At 68.4% G+C, this 25310-nt stretch carries 28 protein-coding genes and 1 riboswitch; of the genes, 12 read left to right on the top strand and 16 right to left on the bottom strand.

From position 1 onward, the window contains the following. Positions 1–17: 17 nt before the first annotated feature. Complete coding sequence (locus tag C8D95_RS12625; protein ID WP_109759544.1) at positions 18–824, top strand: transferrin-binding protein-like solute binding protein; 807 nt, start codon at positions 18–20, stop codon at positions 822–824. Positions 825–852: 28 nt separating this feature from the next. Here the strand turns inward: C8D95_RS12625 and C8D95_RS12630 are convergent, their stop codons facing one another. Genes C8D95_RS12630 through C8D95_RS12670 form a run of 9 tightly spaced genes read right to left on the bottom strand, consistent with a single transcriptional unit; the run spans position 853 to position 7896 of the window. Continuing rightward, positions 853–2184, bottom strand: a complete 1332-nt coding sequence (locus C8D95_RS12630; protein ID WP_109759545.1) for a class-II fumarase/aspartase family protein — start codon at positions 2182–2184, stop codon at positions 853–855. Positions 2185–2202: 18 nt separating this feature from the next. Then, positions 2203–2907, bottom strand: a complete 705-nt coding sequence (locus C8D95_RS12635) for an alpha/beta fold hydrolase (protein ID WP_109759546.1) — start codon at positions 2905–2907, stop codon at positions 2203–2205. Position 2908: 1 nt separating this feature from the next. Beyond that, the gene (gene pcaG, locus C8D95_RS12640) at positions 2909–3493 is read right to left on the bottom strand and encodes a protocatechuate 3,4-dioxygenase subunit alpha (protein WP_109759547.1); all 585 of its coding nucleotides are present in this window, start codon (positions 3491–3493) and stop codon (positions 2909–2911) included. Between the two features lies 1 nt (position 3494). Further along, the gene (gene pcaH, locus C8D95_RS12645; RefSeq protein WP_109759548.1) at positions 3495–4217 is read right to left on the bottom strand and encodes a protocatechuate 3,4-dioxygenase subunit beta; all 723 of its coding nucleotides are present in this window, start codon (positions 4215–4217) and stop codon (positions 3495–3497) included. Then, on the bottom strand, positions 4214–4594 hold the full coding sequence (pcaC, locus tag C8D95_RS12650; RefSeq protein ID WP_109759549.1) for a 4-carboxymuconolactone decarboxylase: 381 nt from the start codon (positions 4592–4594) through the stop codon (positions 4214–4216). The genes pcaH and pcaC overlap by 4 nt, the downstream gene beginning before the upstream one ends. Beyond that, the gene (pcaD, locus tag C8D95_RS12655) at positions 4587–5375 is read right to left on the bottom strand and encodes a 3-oxoadipate enol-lactonase (protein WP_109759550.1); all 789 of its coding nucleotides are present in this window, start codon (positions 5373–5375) and stop codon (positions 4587–4589) included. Before pcaD ends, pcaC begins: the two co-directional genes overlap by 8 nt. Positions 5376–5420: 45 nt before the next feature. After that, entirely contained in the window at positions 5421–6392 is a 972-nt protein-coding gene (locus C8D95_RS12660) for a threonine ammonia-lyase (RefSeq protein ID WP_109759551.1), read from the bottom strand. Continuing rightward, positions 6389–7210, bottom strand: a complete 822-nt coding sequence (locus C8D95_RS12665) for an alpha/beta fold hydrolase (RefSeq protein WP_109759552.1) — start codon at positions 7208–7210, stop codon at positions 6389–6391. Before C8D95_RS12665 ends, C8D95_RS12660 begins: the two co-directional genes overlap by 4 nt. Further along, a complete protein-coding gene (locus C8D95_RS12670; protein WP_109759553.1) occupies positions 7210–7896 on the bottom strand; it encodes a haloacid dehalogenase type II in 687 nt (228 codons plus the stop codon). The genes C8D95_RS12665 and C8D95_RS12670 overlap by 1 nt, the downstream gene beginning before the upstream one ends. Before the next feature lie 179 nt (positions 7897–8075). On the opposite strand from C8D95_RS12670, the gene C8D95_RS12675 reads away from it, so the two are divergent. Next, positions 8076–8504: an FKBP-type peptidyl-prolyl cis-trans isomerase gene (locus C8D95_RS12675; protein WP_109759554.1), complete on the top strand. Its 429-nt coding sequence runs from the start codon at positions 8076–8078 to the stop codon at positions 8502–8504. Between the two features lie 4 nt (positions 8505–8508). Here the strand turns inward: C8D95_RS12675 and C8D95_RS12680 are convergent, their stop codons facing one another. Next, a complete protein-coding gene (locus tag C8D95_RS12680) occupies positions 8509–8859 on the bottom strand; it encodes a hypothetical protein (RefSeq protein WP_146202998.1) in 351 nt (116 codons plus the stop codon). 336 nt (positions 8860–9195) lie between these two features. Here C8D95_RS12680 and C8D95_RS12685 point away from each other — a divergent pair, with 336 nt between their 5' ends. The 3 genes from C8D95_RS12685 to C8D95_RS12695 are packed head-to-tail and all read left to right on the top strand — an operon-like array spanning position 9196 to position 13248. Continuing rightward, positions 9196–10254 carry a nucleotidyltransferase family protein gene (locus C8D95_RS12685; RefSeq protein ID WP_109759691.1) on the top strand — a complete coding sequence of 353 codons (1059 nt, stop codon included), beginning with the start codon at positions 9196–9198 and terminating at the stop codon, positions 10252–10254. Then, complete coding sequence (locus C8D95_RS12690; RefSeq protein WP_109759556.1) at positions 10251–11081, top strand: hypothetical protein; 831 nt, start codon at positions 10251–10253, stop codon at positions 11079–11081. Before C8D95_RS12685 ends, C8D95_RS12690 begins: the two co-directional genes overlap by 4 nt. A 25-nt stretch (positions 11082–11106) precedes the next feature. Further along, on the top strand, positions 11107–13248 hold the full coding sequence (locus tag C8D95_RS12695) for a glycosyltransferase family 2 protein (RefSeq protein ID WP_109759557.1): 2142 nt from the start codon (positions 11107–11109) through the stop codon (positions 13246–13248). On the opposite strand, the gene C8D95_RS12700 is transcribed toward C8D95_RS12695, so the two are convergent. From C8D95_RS12700 to C8D95_RS12720, 5 genes are read right to left on the bottom strand one after another with little or no spacing between them, the layout of a single operon-like run. Next, positions 13245–13880, bottom strand: coding sequence for a LysE family translocator (locus C8D95_RS12700; protein ID WP_241239721.1), 636 nt, complete (start codon positions 13878–13880; stop codon positions 13245–13247). The genes C8D95_RS12695 and C8D95_RS12700 overlap by 4 nt on opposite strands. Before the next feature lie 10 nt (positions 13881–13890). Beyond that, positions 13891–14754 (bottom strand): SMP-30/gluconolactonase/LRE family protein, encoded by an 864-nt coding sequence (locus tag C8D95_RS12705; protein ID WP_109759558.1) that lies wholly within the window; start codon positions 14752–14754, stop codon positions 13891–13893. After that, positions 14754–15353: a 2-dehydro-3-deoxy-6-phosphogalactonate aldolase gene (locus tag C8D95_RS12710; protein ID WP_109759559.1), complete on the bottom strand. Its 600-nt coding sequence runs from the start codon at positions 15351–15353 to the stop codon at positions 14754–14756. The genes C8D95_RS12705 and C8D95_RS12710 overlap by 1 nt, the downstream gene beginning before the upstream one ends. Beyond that, positions 15350–16255: a 2-dehydro-3-deoxygalactonokinase gene (locus C8D95_RS12715; RefSeq protein WP_109759693.1), complete on the bottom strand. Its 906-nt coding sequence runs from the start codon at positions 16253–16255 to the stop codon at positions 15350–15352. The genes C8D95_RS12710 and C8D95_RS12715 overlap by 4 nt, the downstream gene beginning before the upstream one ends. A gap of 32 nt (positions 16256–16287) precedes the next feature. Then, positions 16288–16644, bottom strand: coding sequence for an MmcQ/YjbR family DNA-binding protein (locus C8D95_RS12720; RefSeq protein WP_109759560.1), 357 nt, complete (start codon positions 16642–16644; stop codon positions 16288–16290). 47 nt (positions 16645–16691) lie between these two features. Here C8D95_RS12720 and ybeY point away from each other — a divergent pair, with 47 nt between their 5' ends. From ybeY to C8D95_RS12750, 6 genes are all read left to right on the top strand, one after another. After that, positions 16692–17216 (top strand): rRNA maturation RNase YbeY, encoded by a 525-nt coding sequence (gene ybeY / locus C8D95_RS12725; RefSeq protein WP_109759561.1) that lies wholly within the window; start codon positions 16692–16694, stop codon positions 17214–17216. After that, positions 17216–18094 carry a hemolysin family protein gene (locus C8D95_RS12730; protein ID WP_109759562.1) on the top strand — a complete coding sequence of 293 codons (879 nt, stop codon included), beginning with the start codon at positions 17216–17218 and terminating at the stop codon, positions 18092–18094. Before ybeY ends, C8D95_RS12730 begins: the two co-directional genes overlap by 1 nt. Further along, complete coding sequence (lnt, locus tag C8D95_RS12735) at positions 18091–19557, top strand: apolipoprotein N-acyltransferase (RefSeq protein WP_109759563.1); 1467 nt, start codon at positions 18091–18093, stop codon at positions 19555–19557. The genes C8D95_RS12730 and lnt overlap by 4 nt, the downstream gene beginning before the upstream one ends. Positions 19558–19564: 7 nt before the next feature. Further along, positions 19565–19613, top strand: a riboswitch (SAM-SAH riboswitch). 7 nt (positions 19614–19620) lie between these two features. Next, entirely contained in the window at positions 19621–20787 is a 1167-nt protein-coding gene (gene metK / locus C8D95_RS12740; protein ID WP_109759564.1) for a methionine adenosyltransferase, read from the top strand. A gap of 522 nt (positions 20788–21309) precedes the next feature. Beyond that, entirely contained in the window at positions 21310–21927 is a 618-nt protein-coding gene (locus C8D95_RS12745; RefSeq protein WP_109759565.1) for a (d)CMP kinase, read from the top strand. Next, complete coding sequence (locus C8D95_RS12750; protein WP_109759566.1) at positions 21924–22919, top strand: aldo/keto reductase; 996 nt, start codon at positions 21924–21926, stop codon at positions 22917–22919. The genes C8D95_RS12745 and C8D95_RS12750 overlap by 4 nt, the downstream gene beginning before the upstream one ends. Positions 22920–22939: 20 nt before the next feature. Here C8D95_RS12750 and C8D95_RS12755 read toward each other — a convergent pair whose 3' ends face one another. Beyond that, a complete protein-coding gene (locus C8D95_RS12755) occupies positions 22940–23215 on the bottom strand; it encodes a hypothetical protein (protein ID WP_109759567.1) in 276 nt (91 codons plus the stop codon). Between the two features lie 222 nt (positions 23216–23437). On the opposite strand from C8D95_RS12755, the gene rpsA reads away from it, so the two are divergent. After that, on the top strand, positions 23438–25150 hold the full coding sequence (gene rpsA, locus C8D95_RS12760; protein WP_282957636.1) for a 30S ribosomal protein S1: 1713 nt from the start codon (positions 23438–23440) through the stop codon (positions 25148–25150). Positions 25151–25310 lie beyond the last annotated feature (160 nt).

Here is a 25310-nt window from a genome sequence, read left to right on the forward strand (position 1 = left end):
ACGAAAGGAAACGCAACATGACATGCAAGGCACTGATTCCCGGACTTCTCGCCCTCGCGACGCTGTCGGGTTGCAGCGGCGGAGGCGGCGGCGCGGTCTACGCCGATGGTCCGTCACCGGCGTCCATCGACGAGATCGTGGGGCTCCAGTTCCCGCTCCGCTCTGCGCGGCTGACCAGCGATGACGGGTTCACCACCGCAAATGCGGGCCTGTCGACCTATACGATCGAGTTCACCTCGGGCACCACGGCGAACCTGACCACGCCCGCCGGTACGGTCGAATTGACCGATGGCGGCGGCATGAACTTTACCGGTTCGCTGAACGGGTCGGACTACTTTCTGACCAGCTTGGGCTGGGGGCACGACTTCCTCGAAGGTCTTGGGCTTGAGGTCACCGACGGCATGGGCAACGTGCTGGTCGCGACCGGGGTCTTCGGTCTCGAGACGCGGCCCGAGGACGTTCCAGAGGCTGCTGTCGTCGCCAACTTCTTGGGAGGATCCGAGCTGCACGGAACCGTGAATGATGTGCCGTTCTTCGACACCGGGGCGGCCAACCTCACGGCTGACTTCGGGGCACAGACGGTCGGGGGAAACGTCTTCGTCGGCGGCGGCACGACGCTCGCCTTCGACGGGCCGGTTCCGATCGTCGGCAACACGTTCAGCGGCGATCTCGAGATATTCAGCGCCACCGCGACGCTGAACGAGGGGACGGCCACCGGACGCTTCTATGGCGACGCAGCGCAGGTCGTCGCCGGAACCTATTCCGGCAGCGCGACCGAGGCCGGGTCGGATGTTGACTTCGCCGGCGTTTTCCACGCCGACTAGACACGGGTGCGGGGCGGGGCGGCGCGTGTCATGCCTCCGACCGCGCCGCCTTCGCGAAGGCGCGCGCCTCCGCGGGGGCGGTGCCGAGTTGCTGCGAGGGGTCGAACACCGCCGACAGGTCGAGGCCGGGGTGCGCCTCGCGCGCGATGTCTCCAAGCGAGCGGCCCGTGTCCTTTGCGCGTCCGACCAGCATCTTCGAAGCCGCCTGCGCGTCCGGTCTCGGCATGGCCGCGGCAAGCGCGAAGCTGAGGGCCTCGGCGAAGATCATTCCGCCGGTGGCCTCGATCTGGGCCCGCATGGCGCTTTCATCCGGCGTCAGCGTTTGGGCCAGCTCCTCGGCGATGGCCAGCGCGCGTCCCGACAGGATCACCAGTTGCGGCAGGCTCATCCATTCGGTCAGCCAGGCCGCCGCGTCCCTCTGCTGGCGGTGCGGCAGGGCCGACTGGATCGCCCCGTTCAGCGCCGCCGTCTGACGTGCCAGCGCCGATAGCACGGAGGGCAGGACGGGGTTCGACTTCTGCGGCATGGTCGACGAGCCGCCGCCCGCGCCAAGCCGCACCTCGTTCAGGCCGGAAAGCGTCAGCGTCAGCAGGTCCTCGCCCATCTTGCCGAGCGATCCGGCAACGCCTGCCAGCCAGCCCGCCAGCGCCGCGATCCCGTCCCTCTCGCTGTGCCAGCTCGCTTGCGGGTCGCGCAAACCAAGGGCCTCGGCCAAGGCGGCGCGGACCTTCGGTCCCCGGTCGCCCATGGCGGACAGAGTGCCCGCCGCGCCCGAGAGGCTGACGATCTGCACGTCCTCGCGGACCGCGCGGAGCCTCGCCCGGTGTCGCAGCAGGGGGGCGCCCCATGAGGCGACGACGGCTCCGAAAGAGGTCACCACCGCCGCCTGCCCGTAGGTCCGCGCCACCATGGGCGTCGCGGCGTGGGTCTCGGCCAGCGTCGCCAGCGCCTTCGCCGTTCGCGACAGCCGGGTGTCGAGGATCGCGAGCGCCTGCCGCAGCCTCAAGGCCTGGCCGGTGTCCATGATGTCCTGGCTCGTCGCGCCCCAGTGCAGCCACGCCGCATGTTCCGGCGCCTGCATTGCGGCGCGGAACATCGCCACGAACTCCGGCACGGGGACGGCGTTCGACGCGACACTTGTCCCCAGACCACTCGGATCAAGCTGCAGCTCCATCGACGCCCGGTGGATTGCGCGGGCCGAGATCTCGGGGATCAGCCCAAGCTCGCCCTGAACCTTGGCCAGCGCACCCTCGACCAACATCATCGCCCGCACTTCGGCGCTGTCGGTGAAGAGCTGGCCGACCTCGGCGTCGCCGAAAAGCTTGCCGTAGATCGCGCTGTCAGCGGGGGAGGCGGGCATGGTCGCTCCAGTCTTGCGTCATGTATCCGCAATAGCATCGAGGATGCGCACAAGGCCATCGGGGTCCGAGAAGAACGGCGAGTGCCCGCTCTGCATGTCGTGGACGGTGCCCTCCGGCCAACCCTCGGTCATGGCGCGCTGGTAGGAGGGCTTAACCGTCCGGTCCTCGAGGCAGCGGATGTAGTGGCGCGGGATGTCAGGCAGATCGAAGTCCAGAACCTCCTGCATGATCGCCACCGGCTGCGGCGACAGGCGCGGCAGGGCGAAGGCCACGTCCTCCGCCGAGCACCCGGAATAAAACACAGGTCCCGCCCGGTCGAGCACGGGGGTCGTCACGCCCCGGTCGCGATGCCCTTCCTGCGCCGCGACCAGTTCGTCCGTCACCGCGTCGCGGCGATAGGACGAGGCCGCCACGCCGGGCGGCGGCACGAAGGCGCAGAGATAGACGAGCGCACCCGCGAGGTCCGGCCGTGCCGCCGCAGCCAGCGTGATCGTCAGCCCTCCGAGAGAGTGGCCGACGAGGACCGTCTGAGGCTCCAGGTGCTCGACCGCCCGCGCGACGTAATCGGAGATGGTGACACCCTCGGGCGCGGTCGGGTCGTCTCCGTGAGACGGAAGGTCGATCGCCACGGCTTCGTGGCCGTGCGCCTCGAGGAGCGGCACGACCTTGTGCCAGCACCACGCCCCGTGCATCGCGCCGTGGATCAGCAGGAAGCGCGCCATCCTACATGTCGAGGAAGACGGTCTCGCCCTCGCCCTGAAGCTTGATGTCGAAGCGGTAGCGGCTCGCGCCGTCCTTCTTCGCGATCAGCGTGGAAGCGCGGTTCTTCTGCTCGATGCGCGACAGGACCGGGTCGCCCGCGTTGTCCTCGTCGTCGAAGTAGATGCGCGTCTGAAGGCCCACGTTGATGCCCCGCGCCGCGATCCAGAGCGCGATGTGAGGCGCCTGCCCGCCGGCGCGGCCCGGTTTGACGGTGCGCAGGGTGAACAGCCCGGTGTCCTTGTCGGCCGCGAAACGGCAGAAGCCGTTGACCTTGGGGTCGGCGCCCTCCTGTCCGGGATAGCGACCCTCGGCGTCGGCCTGCCAGCTTTCGATCATCGCGTCGCGCAGCGCCCAGCCGGTTCCGTCGAAGACCTCGCCCGAAATCTCGATGATTTCGCCCTTCGCGCCCTCCTCGATGGCGCGCTTGCCCAGATCCTCGGGGTATACGCCCTCGAGCCCGGCGAAGGTCGGGATGCAGCCGATGTGGACATAGGGTCCGCCGGTCTGGCTGGCGGTCTCGCGGTGGCGCGTCAGGGGTTGAGGCATGTCACAGGCCCTCCGGGCGGTTCTCGAACATCGTCTGGCGGCGGCCGCGCAGCACGATGTCGAACTTGTAGGCGAGATAGTCCATCGGCCGCGATCCGGCCATGTCGAGGGGTGCCACGAGGCTGTCGAGCTGGCCCCGGTCCTTGACTGTGTGCGCGATTGGGCAGAGGTCGATCAGCGGATCGCCCTGGAAATACATCTGGGTGATCAGCCGCTGCCCGAAGCCCGAGCCGAAGACCGAGACGTGGATGTGCATGGGCCGCCAGTCGTTGCCCCGGTTCGGCCAGGGATAGGCGCCAGGGCGAATGGTCAGGAATTCGTAGTACCCCTCGTCGTCCGTCAGGGTCCGTCCGCACCCGCCGAAGTTGGGGTCGAGCGGCGCGAAGTAGGTGTCCCGGATATGGCGATAGCGCCCGCCCGCGTTGGCCTGCCAGATCTCGACCAGTGTGTTCGGAACGGCGCGCCCGGTCTCGTCGATGACGCGGCCGTGCATGCGGATGCGCTCGCCCACGGCAGGGGCCTTACCTTGGGTGAAGTTCAGGATCAGGTTGTTGTCGAGCGGCCCGATCAGGTCGTGGCCGAAGGTCGGACCCGTGTTCTCGGTCACCGTCGCGTCGAGCGACAGAAGCGCATTGCGCGGCGAGCGGACGACCGAGGTCTTGTAGCCCGGATCGTAGGGCTCGGGATGCGCGGTCCGGTCGCGCGGGATCAGGGTGCCGCTCATGCGTTGTCCTCCATTTCCTTGAACGTGGTCTTGGCCAGCTTGATGGCGTGGTTCGCTTTCGGCACGCCGGCATAGACCGCGACGTGCAGAAGCGCCTCGATCACGTCGGCCTCGGTGGCGCCGGTATTGCGGGTGGCGCGGATGTGCATCGGGATTTCCTCGAAGTTTCCCGTCGCCGCCAGAAGCGCGATGGTCAGCATCGAGCGTTCGCGCAGCGGGATCGTGTCGCGCGCCCAGACCGTGCCCCAGGCGCCTTCGGTAATCATCTCCTGGAAGGGCGCGTCGAAGTCGGTCTTCGCGGCCTCGGCCCGGTCGACATGCGCATCGCCCAGAACGCGCCGGCGGATGGACATGCCCTTGTCGTGATGCTCAGACATGGCCGATGTCCTTCAGGAAGCCCGTCAACAACAGCGCATACTCTTCCGGCTTCTCGACCATCGGCAGGTGACCTGCCCCGCGCATCAACTCGAAACGGCTGCCCTTGATGAGACCCGCCGTCTCGCGCACGAGGTCGGGCGGGGTCGAGCCATCCTCGCTGCCCGCGATGGCGAGCGTCGGCAGGGTCAGACCGGATGTCGGCGTGAAGAAATCCGTGCCCGAGATCGCGGCCGAGCAGCCGACATAGCCCTCGGCCGGCTGACGGACCAGCATGGCACGCCATGCCGCAAGTTCGGGCGTTGCGCGGAAGGCGGCCGAGAACCAGCGCTCCATGATGCTGTCGGCCAGCGACTCGATCCCGCCCGAGCGCACGGCAGCGATCCGGTCGTCCCACATCTGCGCGGTGCCGATCCTGGCCGCGGTGTTCGAAAGGACGATGGCGCGGATCTGGTCCAGCCGCTTCACCGCCAGTCCTTGCGCGATCATGCCTCCGATGGAGCAGCCGACGACGACCGCTTCGCGGACGTCCAACAGGTCGAGCAGCCTCTCGACGTCCGTGACGAGGGAGCCCATCGAGTAGGGGGCGGGCGGGCAGGACGACAGCCCGTGGCCGCGCTTGTCGCAACGGATCAGGCGGAGCGTGTCGGGCAGGTGCGGCAGCACGTCGTCCCAAAGCCGCAGGTCGGTGCCGAGCGAATTGAGGAAGACCACCGGCGCGCCGTCGCGCCTGCCGTCCTCGCGGTAATGGATGTCGACGCCGTCGAGCCGCGCGATCTGCATCGCCTGTCCTCCCCATGACACTTCAACCTCTACTGGTTGTCAGTGTCAATCAAAACCCCTCTGCACCGCGCGCGCCAGCATCGCCGGATCCGCGTTGCCGCCCGAGGTGAGCGCGATCACGTCGCCGTCGCCCTCGGCCCGAAACAGCGCTGCCGCGAGCGCGACCGCACCGCCGGGCTCCAGTGCGATCTTCAGGCGGATGAGCGCCGCCGCCATTGCCCGAAGCGCCTCGTCGTCCGTGACGGCGACCGCTGGTCCGCACAGCCGTGCCATCACCGGAAAGGTCAGCTTGCCCGGCGCGGGCGTCAGGATCGCGTCGCAGATCGACCCCGTGGCGCGCGCGTTCTTCTCGATCCGCCCTGCCGCCATTGAGCGTGCCACGTCGTCGAAGCCCTCGGGTTCGACCGGCCTGACCCGCAACCGCGGGGCCCGCGCCTCGAGCGCAAGTGCTATGCCCGAGGTCAGACCGCCGCCACCGCAACACACGAAAACGTCCGCCGCGCCGATCCCGGCCTCCGCCGCCTGCTCGGCGATTTCCAGCCCGCAGGTGCCCTGGCCCGCGATCACGCGGGCATCGTCGAAGGGCCGGATCAGCGTCAGCCCGCGTTCCTCGGCCAGCGCCTCGCCAATGGCGTCCCGGTCTTCGCGCTCGCGGTCGTAGAGGACGATTTCGGCACCATAGGCACGGGTGTTGACGATCTTCAGGTCGGGCGCGTCGGAGGGCATTACGATGACCGCCGGCACGCCCATTTCCTGCGCGGCGAGAGCAACGCCCTGCGCGTGGTTGCCCGACGAGAAGGCGAGGACACCCCGCGCCCGTGTCGCCGCGTCCAGTGACGACACCGCCGCCCGCGCGCCGCGGTACTTGAACGACCCGGTCTTCTGCAGGCACTCGGCCTTCACGAAGACCCGCCGCCCGGCCAATGCGTCGAGGAGCGGCGCATGGAGGAGGGGTGTCCTTACCGCATGCCCAGCCAGCCGTTCCGCCGCGGCTTCGATGTCGTCTATCGTCGTCATTCCAGTCGCCCGATCCATGTTCTGATCGCTTCCACCGCCTCGGGTTCGTCGAGGAAGGGCACATGTCCGCGCCCTGGCACTTCGGCGCGGATCAGGTCCGGCCGACGCCTCTGCATTTCGTCTGCCGTCTCGACGGACAGGAGGTCAGAGTTCGCTCCACGGACAAGCGCCACCGGCAGTCCCGCCAGAGCGTCGTAGAGCGGCCAGAGATCCGGCGTCGGACCCTCCTGCGGGGCAAGAAGCGCGTCGCGCAGCGCGGGGTCGTAGTTGATCCTCAGACCCTCCGGCGTCTCGTGATAGTGCTTGCGCACCTCCTCCAGCCAACGGCTGTCCGGCACGCCCTCGAACCCGGCCATCAGCGTCGCCCGCATCGCCGCAGCCTCGGCGTGGGTCTTCTGCGAGGGGTTGCGCCCGACATAGCCCTTGATGACCTCGAGCCCCTCGGGCGCCACTTCGGGACCGATGTCGACGAAGGCCACACCCGTCAGCCGGTCGCGGGCGATGGCCGCCAGCACAAGTGCTATCAGCCCGCCGCGCGAGGTGCCGAGGATCGCGGCCTTCGTCAGACCCAGGTGGTCGAGAAGAGCGATCGCGTCGCCGGCTTCGGTCGCGATGGTGTAGGTCGAGGCTCCCGTCCACTCCGACCGGCCGCGCCCGCGGTAATCCATGCGGATCAGGCGGACGCCCTTCAGGTGCGGCGCGAGGTAGTCGAAGTCGGTCGCGTTCCGCGTCAGCCCCGACAGGGCGAGGATCGGCACGCCGCCGCCCTCGTCGTCATAGGCGATCCGCGCGCCGTCGGGCGCCGTGAAGCTTGCCATCAGACCGACCCTGCCAGGTCCGGAATGCCTGTCAGGTCCGACAGGATCCGCTCCGGCCGCGCCGGCAGCCTGTCGACCGGTTCGCCCGCCCGGTTCACCCAGGCCGTGCGGAAGCCGTATCCCGCCGCTGCCGCGGCGTCCCAGCCGTTCGAGGACACGAAGAGCACCGCCTCGGGCATCGCCTTCATCCGTTCGCCGACAAGGTCGTAGACTGCACGCGCGGGCTTGAAGACGCCGACCTCTTCGACCGAGAGCACGGCGTCGAGGAACTCTCCCACGCCGGCGTGGTCCACCGCGCCCGCCAGCATCTCGGGCGAGCCGTTCGACAGGATCGCCGTCGCGAAGCCGCGCTGCTTCAGTTCCGCCAGCATTGCGGGCACCTCAGGATAGGCCGGAAGCTCCCAGTAGAGCGCCAGAAGCCTCTCCCGCATCTCGGCATCGTCCAGCCCCGAGGCCTCCATCGCCCAGTCGAGCCCGTCCTGCGTGACCTGCCAGAAGTCCGCGTGCTGGCCCATCACAGCCCGCAGCCAGGTGTACTGCAACTGCTTCGACCGCCAATCGGCCGCAAGCTTGGGCCAGACCTTCGCCAGACGCGCGCCATCTGGTTCCTCCGCCGCGATTCTGGCGGCGGCGGCAACGTCGAAGAGAGTGCCGTAAGCGTCGAAAACACAGGTTGTTATGGGCATGGACGACCTCCTTCAGCGCCGACAGTGGCACGCCCCGCGTTCCGGCGGAACCCCGCGCGCGCGGGCCCGCGTAGGCCCCGGGGGTTTACACAGAGGCTCAGACATGTTGGATTCGGGCATCACCCGAGGGCGCGCCACGATGTGCGCCCGTCCAACAATCCCAGACTGAGAGACACGACATGCAAGAAGCCAAGACCGGCGACACGGTCCGCATCCACTATACCGGCACCCTCGACGACGGCGCGCCGTTCGATTCCTCGCAGGGGCGCGATCCGCTCCAGTTCACGCTCGGCACCGGCCAGGTGATTCCCGGTTTCGACGATGCCGTGGCCGGCATGGAGGTCGGCGAGCAGAAGACGGTCGAGATCCCGGCCGAGAAGGCCTACGGTCCCCACGATCCGAACGGCAAGCAGAACTTCCCGCGCGAGAAGGTGCCCTCCGACGTGCCGCTCGACATCGGCACGCGGCTTCAACTCGAGACGCCGTCCGGCCAGCCTGTCCAGGTCGTCGTAGCCGAGGTAACGGACGAGGTGGTCGTGCTTGACGCGAACCACCCGCTCGCCGGCAAGGACCTGACCTTCCAGATCGAACTCGTCGAGATCGTCTGAGGCATCAGCCTCCGTCCTGCATCGCAAGGCGGATCGCGGTCTGCACCGGCGACGCCGGATCCTGCGGACCGCGCGGAAGAAGCGGCGGCTGGGCCATGAAGCGCGGCCGCCGTCCCCTGAGAGCCTGTGCGGCGTGGACGATGAAGGGGTGGCAAAGCCAGACGGTGCCCGCTGCACCGGTGGCCGCCACCTCCTCGCAATCCGCCGTCGAGACATAGCCATCGGCCGACAACTCCCCCAGTGTCATTCCCTCGCCACCGCGAGACGCAAGCTCCCGCGCCACGATGCGATGGGAGCCGAGGCGCGGTCGGGTGAGTGCGTCGTCCGGCCCGGTGTCCGACAGAAGAAACAGCATGAGAAGCAGACGACGCGGCTTTCGGCATTGATGCGCCAGACGATGAAGTCTCCTGCGCATCGAACTCCAAACTCATGTCGACGAATTCCTGCACGCGGACCTCGCCCGACGCATTTCCTTGTCTGTCGGTCATGGTTTTATCTATTCCCGACAGGCCCGCAGACGGCAGGGCACTCCTGACTGGCTCGTGTCGCGCCGCGAACCGAAGTCCGTTCAGGCCAGAGGGAAGACGCTCGAGAACATCATCGGCCGGGGCCTGGCTTGACCGCGAATGGCGTCAAGGCGTCCGGAAACTCCCGCTGGAATCTCCGCCGCAACCGCGACAGTATCCGCGCCATGAACCGAGCGGACCTGACAGCCCTGACCGTCAAGCCGGACGCGACCGTCCGCGCGGCGATCGAAGCCATCGACCGGTCGCGGCGGCAGATCGCGCTGGTGGTGGACGACACCGGGCGTCTCGTCGCCACCGTGACGGATGGCGACGTGCGGCGCGGCATCCTGCGGGGCGTCGACCTCGACGGGCCGGTGTCGCAGGTGATGCACACCGCGCCCACCACCGTGACCGAGGGCGCGCCTGACGCCGAAACCCGCGCGCTCATCCGGGCGCGAAAGCTGCACCACGTCCCCGTCCTCGACGCCGAGGGCCGGCCCGTCGACCTCGCGACCGTCGAGGACCTCTTCGGGGTCACGCCCAAGTCCACGCGCGTCATCCTGATGGCGGGCGGTCTCGGCACGCGCCTCCGCCCCCTGACCGAGACGATCCCGAAGCCGATGATCGACGTGGGCGGGCGGCCGCTTCTGGAACAGATCATCGGCGTCTTCGCCGACCAGGGGTTCTGGCGCATCTCGATCTCGGTCAATTACCGCCGCGAGATGGTGCAGGAGCATTTCGGCGACGGCTCGGCCTTTGGCGTGTCGATCGACTACATCGAAGAGGACCGCGCCCTAGGCACCGCCGGGGCGCTGTCCCTGCTGAAGGAGCGTCCTGACGAGCCCTTCATCGTGATGAACGGCGACCTTCTCGTGTCGCTCCAGTTCTCCGAGCTTCTGGCCTTCCACCGCGAAAAGCGCGCCGACGGCACCCTCGTCGTGCGCGAGTACGAACAACAGGTGCCCTACGGGGTGGTCCGGGCCGAGGACGGCCTGATGACGGGCATCGAGGAGAAGCCCGTCGCGCGGCATTTCGTGAACGGAGGCATCTATGTCCTGTCGCCCCGGGCGCTGGACCACGTCCGCGAGGGCGAACCGCTGGACATGCCGACGCTTCTGACGCGTCTGCGTGACGCGGGCGGCCGTGTCGGCGTCTATCCTTTGCGCGACTACTGGCGCGACATCGGCCGGATCGACGATCTCGAGGCCGCGCGCTCGGATTTCGAAGACATCTTCAGGGGATGACCCTGGACACGCCATCGCTCACCATCGTGATCGGGCCGCAATCCTCGCATGGCCTGTCGCTGAACGCTCTCATCCGCACGCAGCGCCAGCGCCTGGCGAAGGCAGGACTGACGGCTCTCCCGAGCCGCATCGCCTCGCCGCTCATCCGCCGCAACCTCGACCTGCATCTTTCGGCCTCCGAGCGGGTCATCGATTTCTCGCGGGCGACAACGCCCCGTCCCGCCCTCCTGTCGGCCGTCAACCTTCTCGGTCCGCCCGAAACCGCACTGCACCGGGGCGAGCTTTTCCCCGACGCCGCAGCCGGGCTGGCGGGGCTGGGCGACCTCGCCGGCGCCGCACACCTTGTCCTGATGCCCGAACCTCTGCCGGACTTCCTGCTGGCAGCCGGGTCCGAGGTGCTGGAGGCCCGCGCCCGCCGGACGGTCTGGGAGACGCTTTACGAACTGTCCTGGGCCGACCTCGCGCGCGAGATCGTCGAAGCTGTCCCCGACGCGACGCTGACCGTCCTGACCCCGCGCGGCACCGCGACCCGTCCGCGCGAGGTGCTCGACCGCGTGTTCGGACCCGCCTCGTCGGCGCTGCCGGACCTCTACAGTCTCACGCGGGCGGCGATGACCGAAACAGGCACGGCCGTGCTCGATCGGATGCTGTTCGAAGGCACGCCGCCTCCGCTCGACGAGCTTCACACGGCTTTCCGGCGGCGAACCGACCGGGCCGACGTAGCCGCGCGTCTCGGCATCGACAAGGTCACGGGCATCCTTCTCGAACAACGCTTCGCCGAGGACCTCGACGCCATCGCCGCCCTTCCGAATACGGTCATCGTATGAGCCGGCGCGACCCTCGAACCCCGGCATGACGGTCGCCACGCGCCACGTCCGCTCGCTGCGGCTGGGCCTTCTGCCCGTTCTGGGCTCGGTCGCAACGCCGCGAGGCATCGTCGCGGCCCTGCCGGCCGGGACCTCGTCCGAGGCGCTGCGGCAGGCCTGTCCCGAGGTGTCGGGGCTGCGCCAGATCGGACGGGGCATCCTTGCCCGGCTGCCTCACGGCACGCTCGATGCCGACCCGGCGGAGGCCGAGCTGTTCGCCGGCAGGCGTACCCTCGTCGCGATCCGCAACGGCGAGACGGCGCGGGCCGCTTCCGACTGGCTGGCCTGCCATGCGCGTGAGACCGGGGCGGACGCCGCCCTGATCGTGGACCGCGACCCGCCCGGCGGGTCCTTCGCCAGCGACATTGCGGCCCTCGCCCCCGACTTGCCCGTCGTCGTCGTAACACTGTCCCGTCCCCTGGGCCTTGCCGATGCCCCCGACGCACGGCATCCGGCCCTTGCCCCAGGTGCGCCGCAGCGCGATCTGCCGCCGCCGGACGCCTGGCACGCGCCGCTGGGAGAGCTGACGCTCCATGAACTTCTCCACCACCGCTTCCTGTCGCGCGCTGCGGCGGTCGCGTTCTTCGACATCGGGGACCTTTGGCTTCCCGATCCCGACGGATCGCCCTTCGACCGCGTGCTGTCCGACCCCTCGCGGATCCTCTTCCTCCACGGGGTCGAGACCTATCCCTGGCGGCTGCGACAAGGGGCCGTGGCGCCCCATGCCGATCACATTGCCGTCCGCCGGAACGAACGGCGCTGGCTGACAAGCTGGGCCGCCGCGCCGGCCGGACTGCCCCAGGACGCGCTCTGGCTGCCGGTCCGCATGATGGGGGCCGAGGCGACCGACGCGCGCCCCGCGCAATTCCGCCGGGCCCTCGGCGTGACCTTCGCAGGTGTCGAGGTGAATCGCCTTGTCCGCAAGGCCGACCTCGTCGAGGATCCGGCGCTGGTCGACTGGCTGGCGCAGGCCTTCCCCGGCCACCAGCCGATCCGCCTGCCCGAGAAGAAGACCATCCCGCCGCGTCCTGCCTCGGCCCGCGTCACGGTGGTGACCGCGATGAAGAACGAAGGTCCCTTCATCCTCGACTGGATCGCGCACAACCGCGTCCTCGGCGTCGCCCGGCACCTCGTCTACACCAACGATTGCGCCGACGGCACCGACCGCCTGCTCGACGCCCTGTCCGAAGCGGGCGTCACGCGACGCGACAACCCCTTCCGCGAGACCGGCGGCGTGCCTCAACACGCCGCGTTCCGCGCCGCCGAGGACGAGGCGGCCGTCACCTCCTCCGACTGGCTGATGACGCTCGACGTGGACGAGTACGTCAACATCCACGCGGGCGAGGGGAGGCTGGCCGACCTCTTCGCCGCCGCGCCCGAGGCGCATGTCCTGTCGATGCCCTGGCGGCTGTTCGGCAACGCCGACCGCCATGCCTACGATGATCGCCCGGTGACGGAGTTGTTCACCCGCGCGGCACCCGCCTATGCCCCGCGCCCGCTTCAGGCCTGGGCCTTCAAGAGCCTCTTCCGCAACGAAGGTCTCTTCCGCCGTCTCGGCGTCCACCGCCCCAAGGGTCTTGTCGGCGACACGCAGGGTCAGATCCGCTGGATCGATGGGGCAGGGCGGCCCTTGCCGCCTGCAACCTGGCGCGCGGCCTGGCGGATGTCGAAGGCCAACTGGGGCTATGACCTCGTGACGCTGAACCATTACGCGGTCCGGACCTGCGAGAGCTTCCTCGTCAAGCGCGAGCGGGGCCGGGTGAACCACACCGACAGGGCGCAGGGCCTCGCCTATTGGTTCCGCATGAACCACAACGCCGAGGAAGAAACCTCGATCCTCCGCCTCTCCCCCCGCGTCGAGGCCGAGAAGGCGCGGCTTCTGGCCCTTCCGGGCGTCGCCGAAGCCCATGCGGGAGCCGTGGCCTGGCACAGCGCCCGCGCCGCCACCCTTCGTGCCGATCCCGCGAATGCGGCGCTGTGGGAGGCGATCACCTCGCCCCGGATGGAAAAGCTGTCGCGCATGACAACGAAGTTCGGCGCCGCCGTCTTTCTTACCGGTCCCGGCGTCATCCCGGACGAGATCGTGGCGCGCGATCCCGGCGAGCCGTTCTTCTGGACGACCGACTAAACGGGCGCCCGCTGCGTCGCGAGCTTCAGGCCGAAGCCTATGAAAACCACGCCGGTCACCAATTTGACACCGCGCTGGAACCCGGGACCCCGCGCCGCCTGCGACACCTTCGAGAACAGAAGGACCATCGACCCGAACCACAGCACGTTGATGCTGGAGTGGACCGAGACAAGCGCATAGGCCGCCGCCGCGCTCTCGCCGTGGCTGACGAACTGGGGAAAGGCGGCGAGGTAGAACATAGACACCTTGGGGTTAAGCGCGTTGGTCAGGAATCCCTCGACGAAGGCGCGCGCGAGAGTGCGTTCGCGCCGGGCGGGGGCAACCGCAACCTGTGAGACGCCGCCGCGCCATGCCGCGTGAAGCGCCTTGAGCCCGATCCAGACCAGGTAGGCGGCACCCAGAAGCTTGACCGCCGTGAAGGCCGCCGCCGATTGGACGAGGATCACCGAGATCCCCAGGATCGACAGCGTCCCGTGGACGTAGAAGGCCGCGACGAAGCCCGCGATGTTCGCGAACCCCGCCGACTTGCCCGAGGTGGGCACCGTCCGCGCGATCAGGACGCCGTTCGGTCCGGGCGACATCACGAGCAGAGCCGTCACCAGCGCGAAGGCGGTCAGTCCGGTCAGGTCCACGGGCGATCTCCTAAAGCCTGACCCTGTATTCCGGCACACCCCGCCCCGTCTCGGGCGCGGCAAAGGTCATGCCGTTGTGCGCCGACGCTGCCTTGTCCTCGACCGACAGCGCTTGAAGGGCCGTGGTGCAGAAGAGCGTCGACAGGTCCGCTCCTCCAAAGGCCGGGCAAGAGGAATGCGCGGCGTCGACGCGCACCTCGCGAAGGAAAGTCCCGTCCGGCGCATAGCAGGCCACCCGCCACGCTCCCCATTGCGCGTTCCACAGGTTGCCCTCGGCATCCGTCACCGCACCGTCGGGCCAGAGACCTTCTTCGGTCAGGTCCAGGAAAACCTCTGGGTTGCCCTCCGGCCATCCGAAGTCGGCTTCGAGCCTCACCCGCATGATCTTGCGTGTCGGGGTGTCCGCGAAATAGGCGTGCTTTCGGTCGGGCGAGAAGCAGATGGCGTTCGGGATCGAGATCCCGGGGAACATTTTCCGCAACGCGCCGCGATAATAGCGATAGATCGCGCCCTCGCCGTTCCGCGCATTCTGCTTCGCCATCGTACCGATCCAGAACCCGCCCCAGGGATCCGCGCGCCCGTCGTTCGACCGCGTCGTGGCGTCGCTCGCCTCCAGCCCCTCGACGTCCTCGCGCTTCTCGGTCTCGAGGTTCAGAAGGAACAGCCGCGTCTCGGAGGCGATCAGAAGCGTCGCGTCGTCCACCCAGCCCGCCGCCGAGACATGTTCGTCGAACTGGAGCGTGCGGGTCTTGCCCTTCTCCTGCGTGTGAAGCCGGTGGCCCACGATGTCGAACCAGAAAAGCTGACCCCGCGTCGGATGCCAGAGCGGCCCCTCGCCAAGCCCGCATCGCGTCGTGTCGAATATCTCGGGCATCACAGCGCCTCCCATGCCTGCACCGCCGCGCGCGCCTTTGCGGCGACTGCCTGTGGTTTGTCGCCCGGCTTGTAGAGGCTCGATCCCAGGCCAAAGCCATCGGCCCCGGCGCGCACCCATTCCGCGAAGTTCTCCGGTCCCACGCCGCCGACCATGTAGATCTGCGTCGCGTCCGGCAGCACCGCCCGCACCGCCTTCAGCCCTTCCGTCCCCGGCACGAAGGCCGGGAAGATCTTCAGCCCGTCCGCGCCGGCCTTCAGCGCCGCGAAGCACTCGGACGGCGTCAGGACGCCCGGAAAGCTCTGCAGTCCCGCCGCCTTCGTGGCGCGGATCACGTCCGCGTCGCAGTTGGGCGACACGACCAGCCGTCCGCCCGCGTCGCGGACCTCTTCGACATCGCGCACCGTCAGCACGGTCCCGGCACCGATCAGCGCATGGTGACCGACGGCATGGGTCATCCGCTCGATCGAGGTCATGGGGTGCGGCGAGTTCAGCGGCACTTCGATCCGGTCGATACCGGCTTCGATCAGCGCCTCGGCCACCGGTACCGCCTCGTCGGGGGTGATCCCGCGCAGGATCGCGATGATGGGTCGGCTCATGTCGTCTCCCTCAGCGTCTCATAGGCCTGCGCCAGCCCCGCCAGCGTGACCCTCGTCGCATCCGCCGTCTCGGCCACGACGCCCTCTGGCGCCAGCGCCGAGGCATAGAGCCGCGACAGCGAACCGGCCCCCACGACGGCGACCCTCTGCCCCAGCCAGTAGGGCCGGGCCGCCGTCAGTTCGGCCCCGATCAGCAGCCCCGACAGCCGAGCGCGCGCGGAGGCCGCCGACAGCCCCGCAAGCAGGCTCTCGGCACGCAGCGAAAACAGCCGTGCCGCCAGCGCCTCGGGCCGCGCCATCCCGTCGCGCACCGCGTCGGCGAAGGCGGCCTCGTCCCAACCGTCGCCGACCGAATGGCGCAGGACGGACTGGTTCGACAGCAGCGCGAAGATCTCTCCCGTCATGAAGGTGCGGAAGCTGATCACCTCGCCGGCCGAGACATGGACCCATTTCGTATGCGTCCCCGGCAGGCAGATCACCCCGTCGAAGCCCGGCGTCTGCGACAGGAAGCCTGCGATCTGCGTCTCCTCGCCCCGCATTACGTCCGCCGGCTGGGTCTGGCTGAGTCCCGGTAGGATCGCGACCGACAGGCGCGGATCCGACACGTCGGGCCGCACCGCCCCCTGACCGACGGGAGGGCAGGGAACCGCCGCATAACCGGCCTCGCGCCAGCCCTGTCGCGCTCCGGCCATGCCGCAGACGACGACCGGCGTCACGCCGCCGCCAAGCCAGTCGCCGATGAGGTCTAGAAGCGCGCTCTCGTAATCGCCGGGCGACAGCGACCCCATCCCGCGTTCAGACGACGCCTCGGCCAGCATATCGCGTCCGCGCATCGCCCAGGCGCGCAGGCTGGACGTGCCCCAGTCAACGGCGATCCATTCGGCGGCGATGCGGTCGGTCATGCGGCGGAGAAGGCGCGAAACCGCGCGGGAAATCAAGCGCGGTCGGGCAGCGCGGTGCGGACCTTCTTCGGAAGACCGGCGCGGACGATGTCGTACGAGGTCACGATCCGGTGCCTCAACTCGTCCAGGTCGCCATCCTCGGGCAGCTTCACCCAGCTTCGGTGGAAGTATGGCGCGCGCTCGCCGACGCCGGTCTCGATCAGCATTTCCGCCGTCTCGACGTCTGCGCATTTCACGGCCACGCCCGTCATCGCCGCGCCGATGCAGGCGAACATCTTGCCGCCCACCTTCCAGGCGTCATGCCCGCCGCCCCAGGGGTCGGACACCTCGGCCCCCGGAAGCTCCCGGCTGATCGCCGCCACCTGCGCGCGGAACGTCTCGTCTCCCATGTCGCCGACCCTAGCGGCCTCCGCGCGCCGCGTGTAGGGGAAACGGCATGACCGTCGAGTGCATCATCGAGGACGACCGCTGGCAGGCTGCGGGGATCGAAACGCTGGCGACTCGCGCCACCGACGCCACGCTTGCACACCTGGGCCTGAAGCCCGGTGACTGGGATATCGCCCTTCTGGCCTGTGACGACACGCGGATCGCTGCGCTGAACGAAGGCTTCCGCGACAAGGCGCAGGCCACCAACGTGCTGTCCTGGCCGTCCGAGGAACGCGGGTCCGAGGCCGAGGGGACGCCGCCAGAGCCGCCGTCCGGAGACCCCGAGCTTGGCGACGTCGCCATCGCCTTCGACACCTGCGCGCGGGAAGCCGCCGAGGCGGGTCTCAGCCTCGAGGGCCATGCGACGCACCTGATCGTTCACGGCACGCTGCATCTTCTGGGCTACGATCACATCCGCGATGGAGACGGAGACTTGATGGAATCGACCGAAATCGCGATACTTGCGGATCTGGGCATCGGGAACCCATATGGGGGTCACACCGTTTCCCGGATGACTTGTGATGGAAAGGATTGATGGGCGAAACCGAAGGCTCCTCTAACGCGGCGCAGGGCGCGCCGGACGAGGACGACAGTTCGAGAGGCATCCTGACACGCTGGTTGTCGGCCCTCAGCGGATCCACTGACAGAACGGACGAACCAGGCGAAGGTGCGATGATCTCCGCAGGCGACGGTTTCACCGGCGGTCTTGCGAACCTGACGCGGCTTCGCGTCGAGGACGTGATGATCCCGAAGGTCGAGGTCGTGGCGGTGCCTGTCGACATCGGCAAGGACGAGTTGGTCGAGGTCTTCCGCGAAAGCGGAATGACGCGCCTGCCCGTGTTCCGCGAGACGCTGGACCAGCCCATGGGCCTTGTCCACCTCAAGGATTTCGCGCTCCGCCACGGCTTCAACGGCTCGGGCGAGAAGTTCCAGCTTGGCCGGATGCTGCGTCCCCTGCTCTATGCTCCGCCGTCCATGCCGATCGGCGTCCTGCTCCAGAAGATGCAGACCGAACGTCTGCACATGGCGCTCGTCATCGACGAATACGGCGGCGTGGATGGCCTCGTCACCATCGAAGACCTCATCGAACAGGTCCTGGGCGAGATCGAGGACGAGCATGACATCGACGAGGCCGATCTCTGGACCAGCGAAGGCTCGAACGTCTGGCTTGCCCAGGCGCGCACGCCGATCGAGGATTTCGAGGACGCCATTGGCCACAAGATCCTCATCGGCGACGACGAGGAGGAGATCGACACGCTTGGCGGTCTTGTCTTCATGCTGGCGGGCCGCGTCCCGTCGCGGGGAGAGGTCATCAAGCACCCCGACGGTCTCGACTTCGAGGTCGTCGATGCCGATCCGCGTCGCATCAAGCGCCTGCGCGTCCGACTGAACATGGCGAAAGCGGCCGAGTGACCCTGGCCCACAGGCTGGGATCGCGGGCGGTCTTCGCGCTGCCCGCAGGCGCGCTCGCCGCCCTCGGCCATGCGCCCTTCGGTCTCTGGCCCGTCTCGCTCGCGGGCTTCGCCTGGCTCGCACTCATCGTCTCGCGTTCCGCGCGTCCCGTCAGCGCAGGTTGGCTCGGGGGTCTCGGCTACTTCGCCACGGCGCTGCACTGGATCGTCCAGCCCTTCCTGATCGACGTCGCGCGCCATGGCTGGATGGCGCCCTTCGCGCTGATCCTGCTCGCGGGCGGGCTGGGACTTCTTTGGGCCGCCGCCGCTTGGGTCGCCACGCGCACACGACCCCGCGCACTTGGCTGGGTCGCCGCACTCTCGCTGGCGGAACTGGCGCGGGGTTACATCCTGACGGGATTTCCCTGGGCGCTGCCCGCGTACGTCTGGGCCGACACGCCCCTGCGGCTGGCTTCGGCCTGGGTCGGACCCTTCGGACTGACGGCGCTGACACTTTTCGCCACGGCCCTTCCCGCCGCGACGCGCAGGCCGCTCTCGGGCACGGCCCTCGGCGCTCTCATCCTTGCGGCGGCCTTCGCTGCGGGCTGGACGCGATTTGACCTCGTCCCCGACCCCAGGGGCACCGTCCGGATCGTCCAGCCGAACGCGCCGCAGGACGAGAAATGGGACCCGGACCGCGCCCGCATCTACGTCGACCGTGCGATCCGCCTCAGCGGCGAACACGGCGCGCCCGATCTGATCGTCTGGCCCGAAAGCGCCATTCCCTGGCCGCTCGACATGGCGGGACCGATCCTCGAGGCGGCGGCCGACGCGGCAGGGCAGGCAAGCCTCGTCACCGGCATCAACCGCCGCACGCCCGACGGGCTCTGGTTCAACAGCCTCGTCCTCCTCGATGGCGAGGGCGAACTGGCCGACACCTACGACAAGGTCCACCTCGTCCCCTTCGGTGAATACATTCCGCTCAGGATCGACCTTCTGCGCTCGATGGCGGGCTTCTCGGGCTTCGGTTTCACGCCGGGCGAGGCCGTTCGCCTTGTCGACACACCGCTCGGGACGGCCTTGCCGCTGATCTGTTACGAGGCGATCTTCCCCCGCCACGGCTGGGACGCCGGACGTCCCGATTACCTCCTCCAGATCACCAACGACGCTTGGTTCGGCACCTTCTCGGGGCCCTACCAGCACCTGGATCAGGCCCGCTTCCGCGCGGCCGAGCAGGGGCTGCCGCTCATCCGCGCCGCGAACACCGGCATCTCGGCCGTGATCGACGCCACCGGCCGCGTGACCGCCTCGCTTCCCCTCGGCACGGACGGCCATCTCGACGCCGCCATGCCGCGGCCCCTGCCGCCCACGATCTATGCCCGGACCGGCGACCGCCCCACGGGTCTTATCCTTTTGTTAACGCTTGCCGTGCTCATCGTTGCGGGCCGCCGCAACGCCATTGCAAACCGGGCCTCTTCGTCGTAACCGCAGGGCACCGTCACAACGGCTTCCTGGCGTGACGGCGGAGCACCAGCGGAGCACGTCCCCATGAACCGGCAAGACTACATCTTCACCTCGGAAAGCGTCTCCGAGGGCCACCCCGACAAGGTCTGCGACCGTATTTCGGACGCCGTCCTCGACGCCTTCCTCACCGAAGAGCCCGAGGCGCGCGTGGCCTGCGAGACCTTCGCCACGACGGACCGCGTCGTCATCGGCGGCGAGGTGCGCGGTCCGGGCAACGTGATCCTCCGGGTCGAGGAGATCGCGCGCGACTGCGTCCGCGACATCGGCTACGAACAGCAGGGCTTCCATTGGGCGAACCTGAAAGTCGACAACTACCTTCACGCCCAGTCCGCCCACATCGCCAAGGGCGTCGACGCCGTCGGCAACAAGGACGAGGGCGCAGGCGACCAGGGCATCATGTTCGGCTATGCCACCGACGAGACGCCTGAGCTGATGCCGGCGCCGATCCAGTACGCCCACGCCATCCTCCGCCGTCTGGCCGAGGTGCGGAAGTCCGGGCAGGAGCCGACGCTGCGCCCCGACGCCAAGTCCCAGCTTTCGGTCCGCTACGAGGGCGGCCGCCCGGTCGGCGTCGCCTCAATCGTGCTGTCCACACAGCACGAGAGCGAGGACCAGACCTCGGACGACATCCGCGCCATCGTCGAGCCGTACATCCGCGAAGTCCTGCCCGAGGGTTGGATCGACGACAAGACGGAGTGGTGGGTGAACCCCACCGGCACCTTCGTGATCGGCGGACCCGACGGCGACGCTGGCCTCACCGGCCGCAAGATCATCGTCGACACCTACGGCGGGGCCGCGCCCCACGGCGGCGGAGCCTTCTCCGGCAAGGACCCCACCAAGGTCGACCGCTCGGCCGCCTACGCCGCGCGCTACCTCGCCCGCAACGTGGTCGACGCCGGCCTGGCGCAGCGCTGCCTGATCCAGCTCTCCTACGCCATCGGCGTGTCGAAGCCGCTCTCGGTCTACATCGACACCTTCGGCACGGGAGAGGTGGGCGAGGCCGCCATCGAGACCGCCATCCGCCAGGTCGCCGACCTGAGCCCCCGCGGCATCCGCCAGATGCTGAAGATGAACAAGCCCATCTACCAGCGCACCGCCGCCTACGGCCACTTCGGCCGCGCGCCGGACGCCGAAGGCGGATTCTCGTGGGAGCGGTCGGATCTGGCGGAGGCGCTGAAGGGGGCGGTGTGAGGCGTCCCAAGCCCTAGCACCTGCGAGGTTGCGCCTGCCCCAGCCCGCCTTTGTGCGGCCTGTCGATGTAGTCCTGGGGCGGGGTGGACAGCGCCTGCACGCAGGCCGCCGAACGTGCATGAACGTGTGAGTACCCGGCTCGAACACGGTGCGTCCATCTGTGGCGGCCTGATCGATCAGCTCCAGAAGCTTCGTCCAGGCTGGCGACGTCTCAACCGGCAGGTCCCTGTGAAATTCGAGGTCAGCTTTCGCGCGCGACCGAAAGCTGCCCAGAGAGACACATTTGCAGGCGGAGCGCTCGCCCGTCCGCGCCACGGCTTGGGCGTTCTTTGGTCGAGGGACAGGAGCCCTGACCCGTCGAGGATCTTGCCGAAAACTCGCTTCACCCGATCACACTACTGCCCGGCTCTCTGTTGCCAAGTGTCGTCAACGAAGATCTGCCGACGGCTCGCCCCCGCAGGTTGTGACCATCGGCGCGGCCCGCTATGCACGGTCAAGATGAGCCGCACTGGAGCGAAGGCCGTGCAATTCACAGTTGCCATCGACGGACCCGCCGCGGCGGGGAAGGGGACCATATCGCGGGCGCTGGCCGCGCACTTCGGTTTCGCGCATCTCGACACCGGGCTCCTTTACCGCGCCGTTGGGCGCAGGACGCTCGACGGGGTGCCCGCCGTCATCGCGGCCTCTACGCTGCGCATCTCGGACCTTTCGCGCACCGACCTCCGCACGCAAGAGGTGGCGCAGGCCGCAAGCGAGGTCGCCGCCAACCCGCAGGTCCGCGCGGCCCTCGTCGCCTTCCAGAAGGACTTCGCCCGGCGCGAGGGCGGCGCCGTTCTCGACGGGCGCGACATCGGCACCGTCATCTGCCCCGAGGCCGAGGCCAAGCTCTTCGTCACCGCCAGCGCCGAAATCCGCGCGCACCGCCGCTGGCTCGAACTCACGCAGGCGGGCCACGACGCAGACGAGGCGCAGGTCCTCGCCGACGTGAAGGCCCGCGACGCCCGCGACGCCGGCCGCGCCGACGCCCCCATGAAGCAGGCGCCCGACGCCATCCTCCTCGACACCTCGGACATGAGCATCGACGCCGCCCTCGAGACCGCGCTCGCCCATGTCCGCGACCGCAAGGAACGACACGCATGAAGACCACGACCCTCGGCGCAAACGGCCCCCGCGTCTCGCAACTGGGCGTCGGCGCCATGTCCTTTGCCGGCGTCTACGGCGATGCGACCGAGGCCGAAAGCCACGCTGTGCTCGACGCTGCGCGCGAGGCCGGCGTGACCCATATCGACACCTCGAACGTCTACGGCATGGGCCGGTCGGAGGAGATCATCGGCGCCTGGTTCGCCGCCCGCACCGGCGCCCGCGGCGAGACCACCATCGCCACCAAGGCGGGGATCACCCAGAAGGATGGCAAGCGCGCCTTCGACAACAGCCGCGCCCACCTCGAATCCGAGTTGGACGCCAGCCTCAAGCGCCTCGGCGTGGACCACGTCGACCTGTTCTATGTCCACCGGCTGGAAGCGGAGCGTCCCGTGGAGGACACGGCCGAAGGCCTGGCCGCAATCCTGAAGACCGGCAAGACCCGCGCCGTGGGCCTCTCCGAGGTTGCGCCCTCGACCCTGCGCCGCGCCGCTGCCGTGATGCCCATTGCCGCCGTGCAGTCGGAATACTCGCTCTCGACGCGCGCGCCTGAACTGGGCCTGGTGCAGGCCTGCCGCGACCTCGGCACCTCGCTTGTCGCCTTCTCGCCCGTGGGACGGTCGTTCCTGACGGATGCCCCTTTCCCGCACGACAAGGCGCAGGGCCTCGTCTTCACCAAGGCCAACCCGCGCTTTCTCCAGCCGAACTACGCCGCCAACATCGCCGCGACGGACCGCTTCCGCGCGCTGGCGCGCGACAGGGGCGAACCCGCCGCAGCTCTCGCCATCGCCTGGCTCATCGCGCAGGGCGACCAGGTCCTGCCGATCCCCGGGACCAAGTCGCGGACGCACTTCGCCGAACTGGTCCGCGGCACCGAGATCGACCTGACTCGCGAAGACATCGCCGCAATCGAAAAGGTGCTGCCCGTCGGATGGGCGCACGGCGACCGCTATTCGGCCGACCAGTGGGTCGGACCCGAACGCTACAGCTAGCCGCCCAGTTTCGTCAGACCCTAGGCAAGGATCAGCCCCAGCGCAGCGGCGATGCCCGACAGCTTGTGATCCTCGCGGAAGGCCTGAGGGAAGACTTCTATCGCAAGCGACGCCACGACCGCACCCGCTGCGAAGCAACTGATGAACGACAGCGTCGTGTCCGAGACGCCGGCGAGGGCGTAGTAACCCAGAAGAGGCGCACCGGCGAGAAGTGCGGCCGTCCCGGCCCATACGCCGATCGCCGCCCCTGCAATCTGCGAGGCCGAGGTGACGATGATAACCAGAATGACGGTCATGGTCTCGACGAGACGCGGCCAACCCTTTGCGGGTTCCGCCCCATGCCCTCCTCCGGGCCTTGCCAGCGAAGCGCATTCCGCCTATAGAGCGCGCGTCGAAGCGGCGGAACAGTCGTGAGCGCAGAGACTGGGCAGGGTCGGTCAACAGCCGACCCTTCTTGTTTCGCACCACGCCCGGATCGCCAGACCAACCCAAGACCGGCGGAGACAACCGCCCGGCCAGTGAAACCAAAGACAAAGGAAACGAAAAGCCACATGGCTCACAACACATCCATGGAGGAATTCGAGGCCCTCCTTAATGAAAGCCTCGACATCGACACCCCCTCCGAGGGGTCTGTCGTCAAGGGCCGGGTCATCGCCATCGAGGCGGGCCAGGCCATCATCGACGTCGGCTACAAGATGGAAGGCCGCGTCGATCTCAAGGAATTCGCGAACCCCGGCGAGACCGCCGAGATCCAGGTCGGCGACGAAGTCGAGGTCTATCTCGACCGTGTCGAGAACGCGCGGGGCGAAGCCGTCATCAGCCGTGACAAGGCCCGCCGCGAGGCCGCCTGGGACCGTCTCGAGAAGGCCTATGCCGACGAGCAGCGCGTCGAAGGCGCGATCTTCGGCCGCGTCAAGGGTGGCTTCACGGTCGACCTCGGCGGCGCCGTGGCGTTCCTGCCCGGCTCTCAGGTCGACGTGCGCCCGGTGCGCGACGCCGGCCCGCTCATGGGCATGAAGCAGCCGTTCCAGATCCTCAAGATGGACCGTCGCCGTGGCAACATCGTCGTGTCGCGCCGCGCGATCCTCGAAGAAAGCCGCGCCGAGCAGCGCGCCGAGGTCATCAGCCAGATCGAGGAAGGTCAGGCGGTTGACGGCGTAGTCAAGAACATCACCGAGTACGGCGCCTTCGTCGACCTCGGCGGTGTGGACGGTCTTCTGCACGTCACCGACATGGCCTGGCGCCGCGTCAACCACCCCTCCGAGATCGTATCGATCGGCGAGACGGTGAAGGTCCAGATCGTCAAGATCAACAAGGAGACGCACCGCATCTCGCTCGGCATGAAGCAGCTTCAGGCCGATCCGTGGGATGCCGTCGAGGCGAACTTCCCGCTCGGCTCGGTCCATCAGGGCCGCGTCACCAACATCACCGACTACGGCGCCTTCGTGGAGCTGGAGCCGGGGGTCGAGGGCCTCGTCCACGTCTCCGAGATGAGCTGGACCAAGAAGAACGTCCATCCGGGCAAGATCGTCTCCACCTCGCAGGAAGTGGACGTCATGGTGCTCGAGATCGACAGCGCCAAGCGCCGCGTGTCGCTCGGTCTCAAGCAGACCCAGCGCAACCCGTGGGAAGTCTTCGCCGAGACCCATCCGTCGGGTACTCCGGTCGAGGGTGAGGTCAAGAACATCACCGAATTCGGTCTGTTCATCGGTCTCGAGAACGACATCGACGGCATGGTTCACCTCTCCGACATCAGCTGGGACCAGCGTGGCGAAGAGGCGATCCAGAACTTCCGCAAGGGCGACATGGTCAAGGCCGTCGTCACCGAGGTCGACGTCGACAAGGAGCGCATCTCGCTCTCGATCAAGGCGCTCGACGACAGCTTCACCGAAGTCGTCGACGGCGTGAAGCGCGGCTCGATCGTCACCGTCGTGGTGACCGCGATCGAGGACGGCGGGATCGAGGTGGAATACGAGGGCATGAAGTCCTTCATCCGCCGCTCCGACCTCAGCCGCGACCGCTCCGAGCAGCGCCCCGACCGCTTCTCGGTCGGCGACAAGGTGGACGTCCGCGTCACCAACGTCGATCCCAAGACGCGCCGCCTCGGCCTCTCGATCAAGGCCCGCGAGATCGCGGAAGAGAAGGAAGCCGTGGAACAGTACGGCTCGTCCGACTCGGGCGCGTCTCTCGGCGACATCCTCGGCGCCGCGCTCAAGGGCGACGAAAAGTAAAAGACCGGATCAGCCGGTTCGAGAAGGCCCCGCTTCGGCGGGGCCTTTTCATGTTCACTGTCCCCATCCGCGAAACCATCGGTTTCTGCACATCAGGGCATCTATCCCGCCGCTCTTGCTCATGTCACAGCTTCACCGTTGGTAAGAGTATCGGGGGACG

The sequence above is a fragment of the Silicimonas algicola genome, assembly GCF_003148765.1.
In the GTDB taxonomy this organism is placed as follows: Bacteria; Pseudomonadota; Alphaproteobacteria; order Rhodobacterales; family Rhodobacteraceae; genus Silicimonas; species Silicimonas algicola.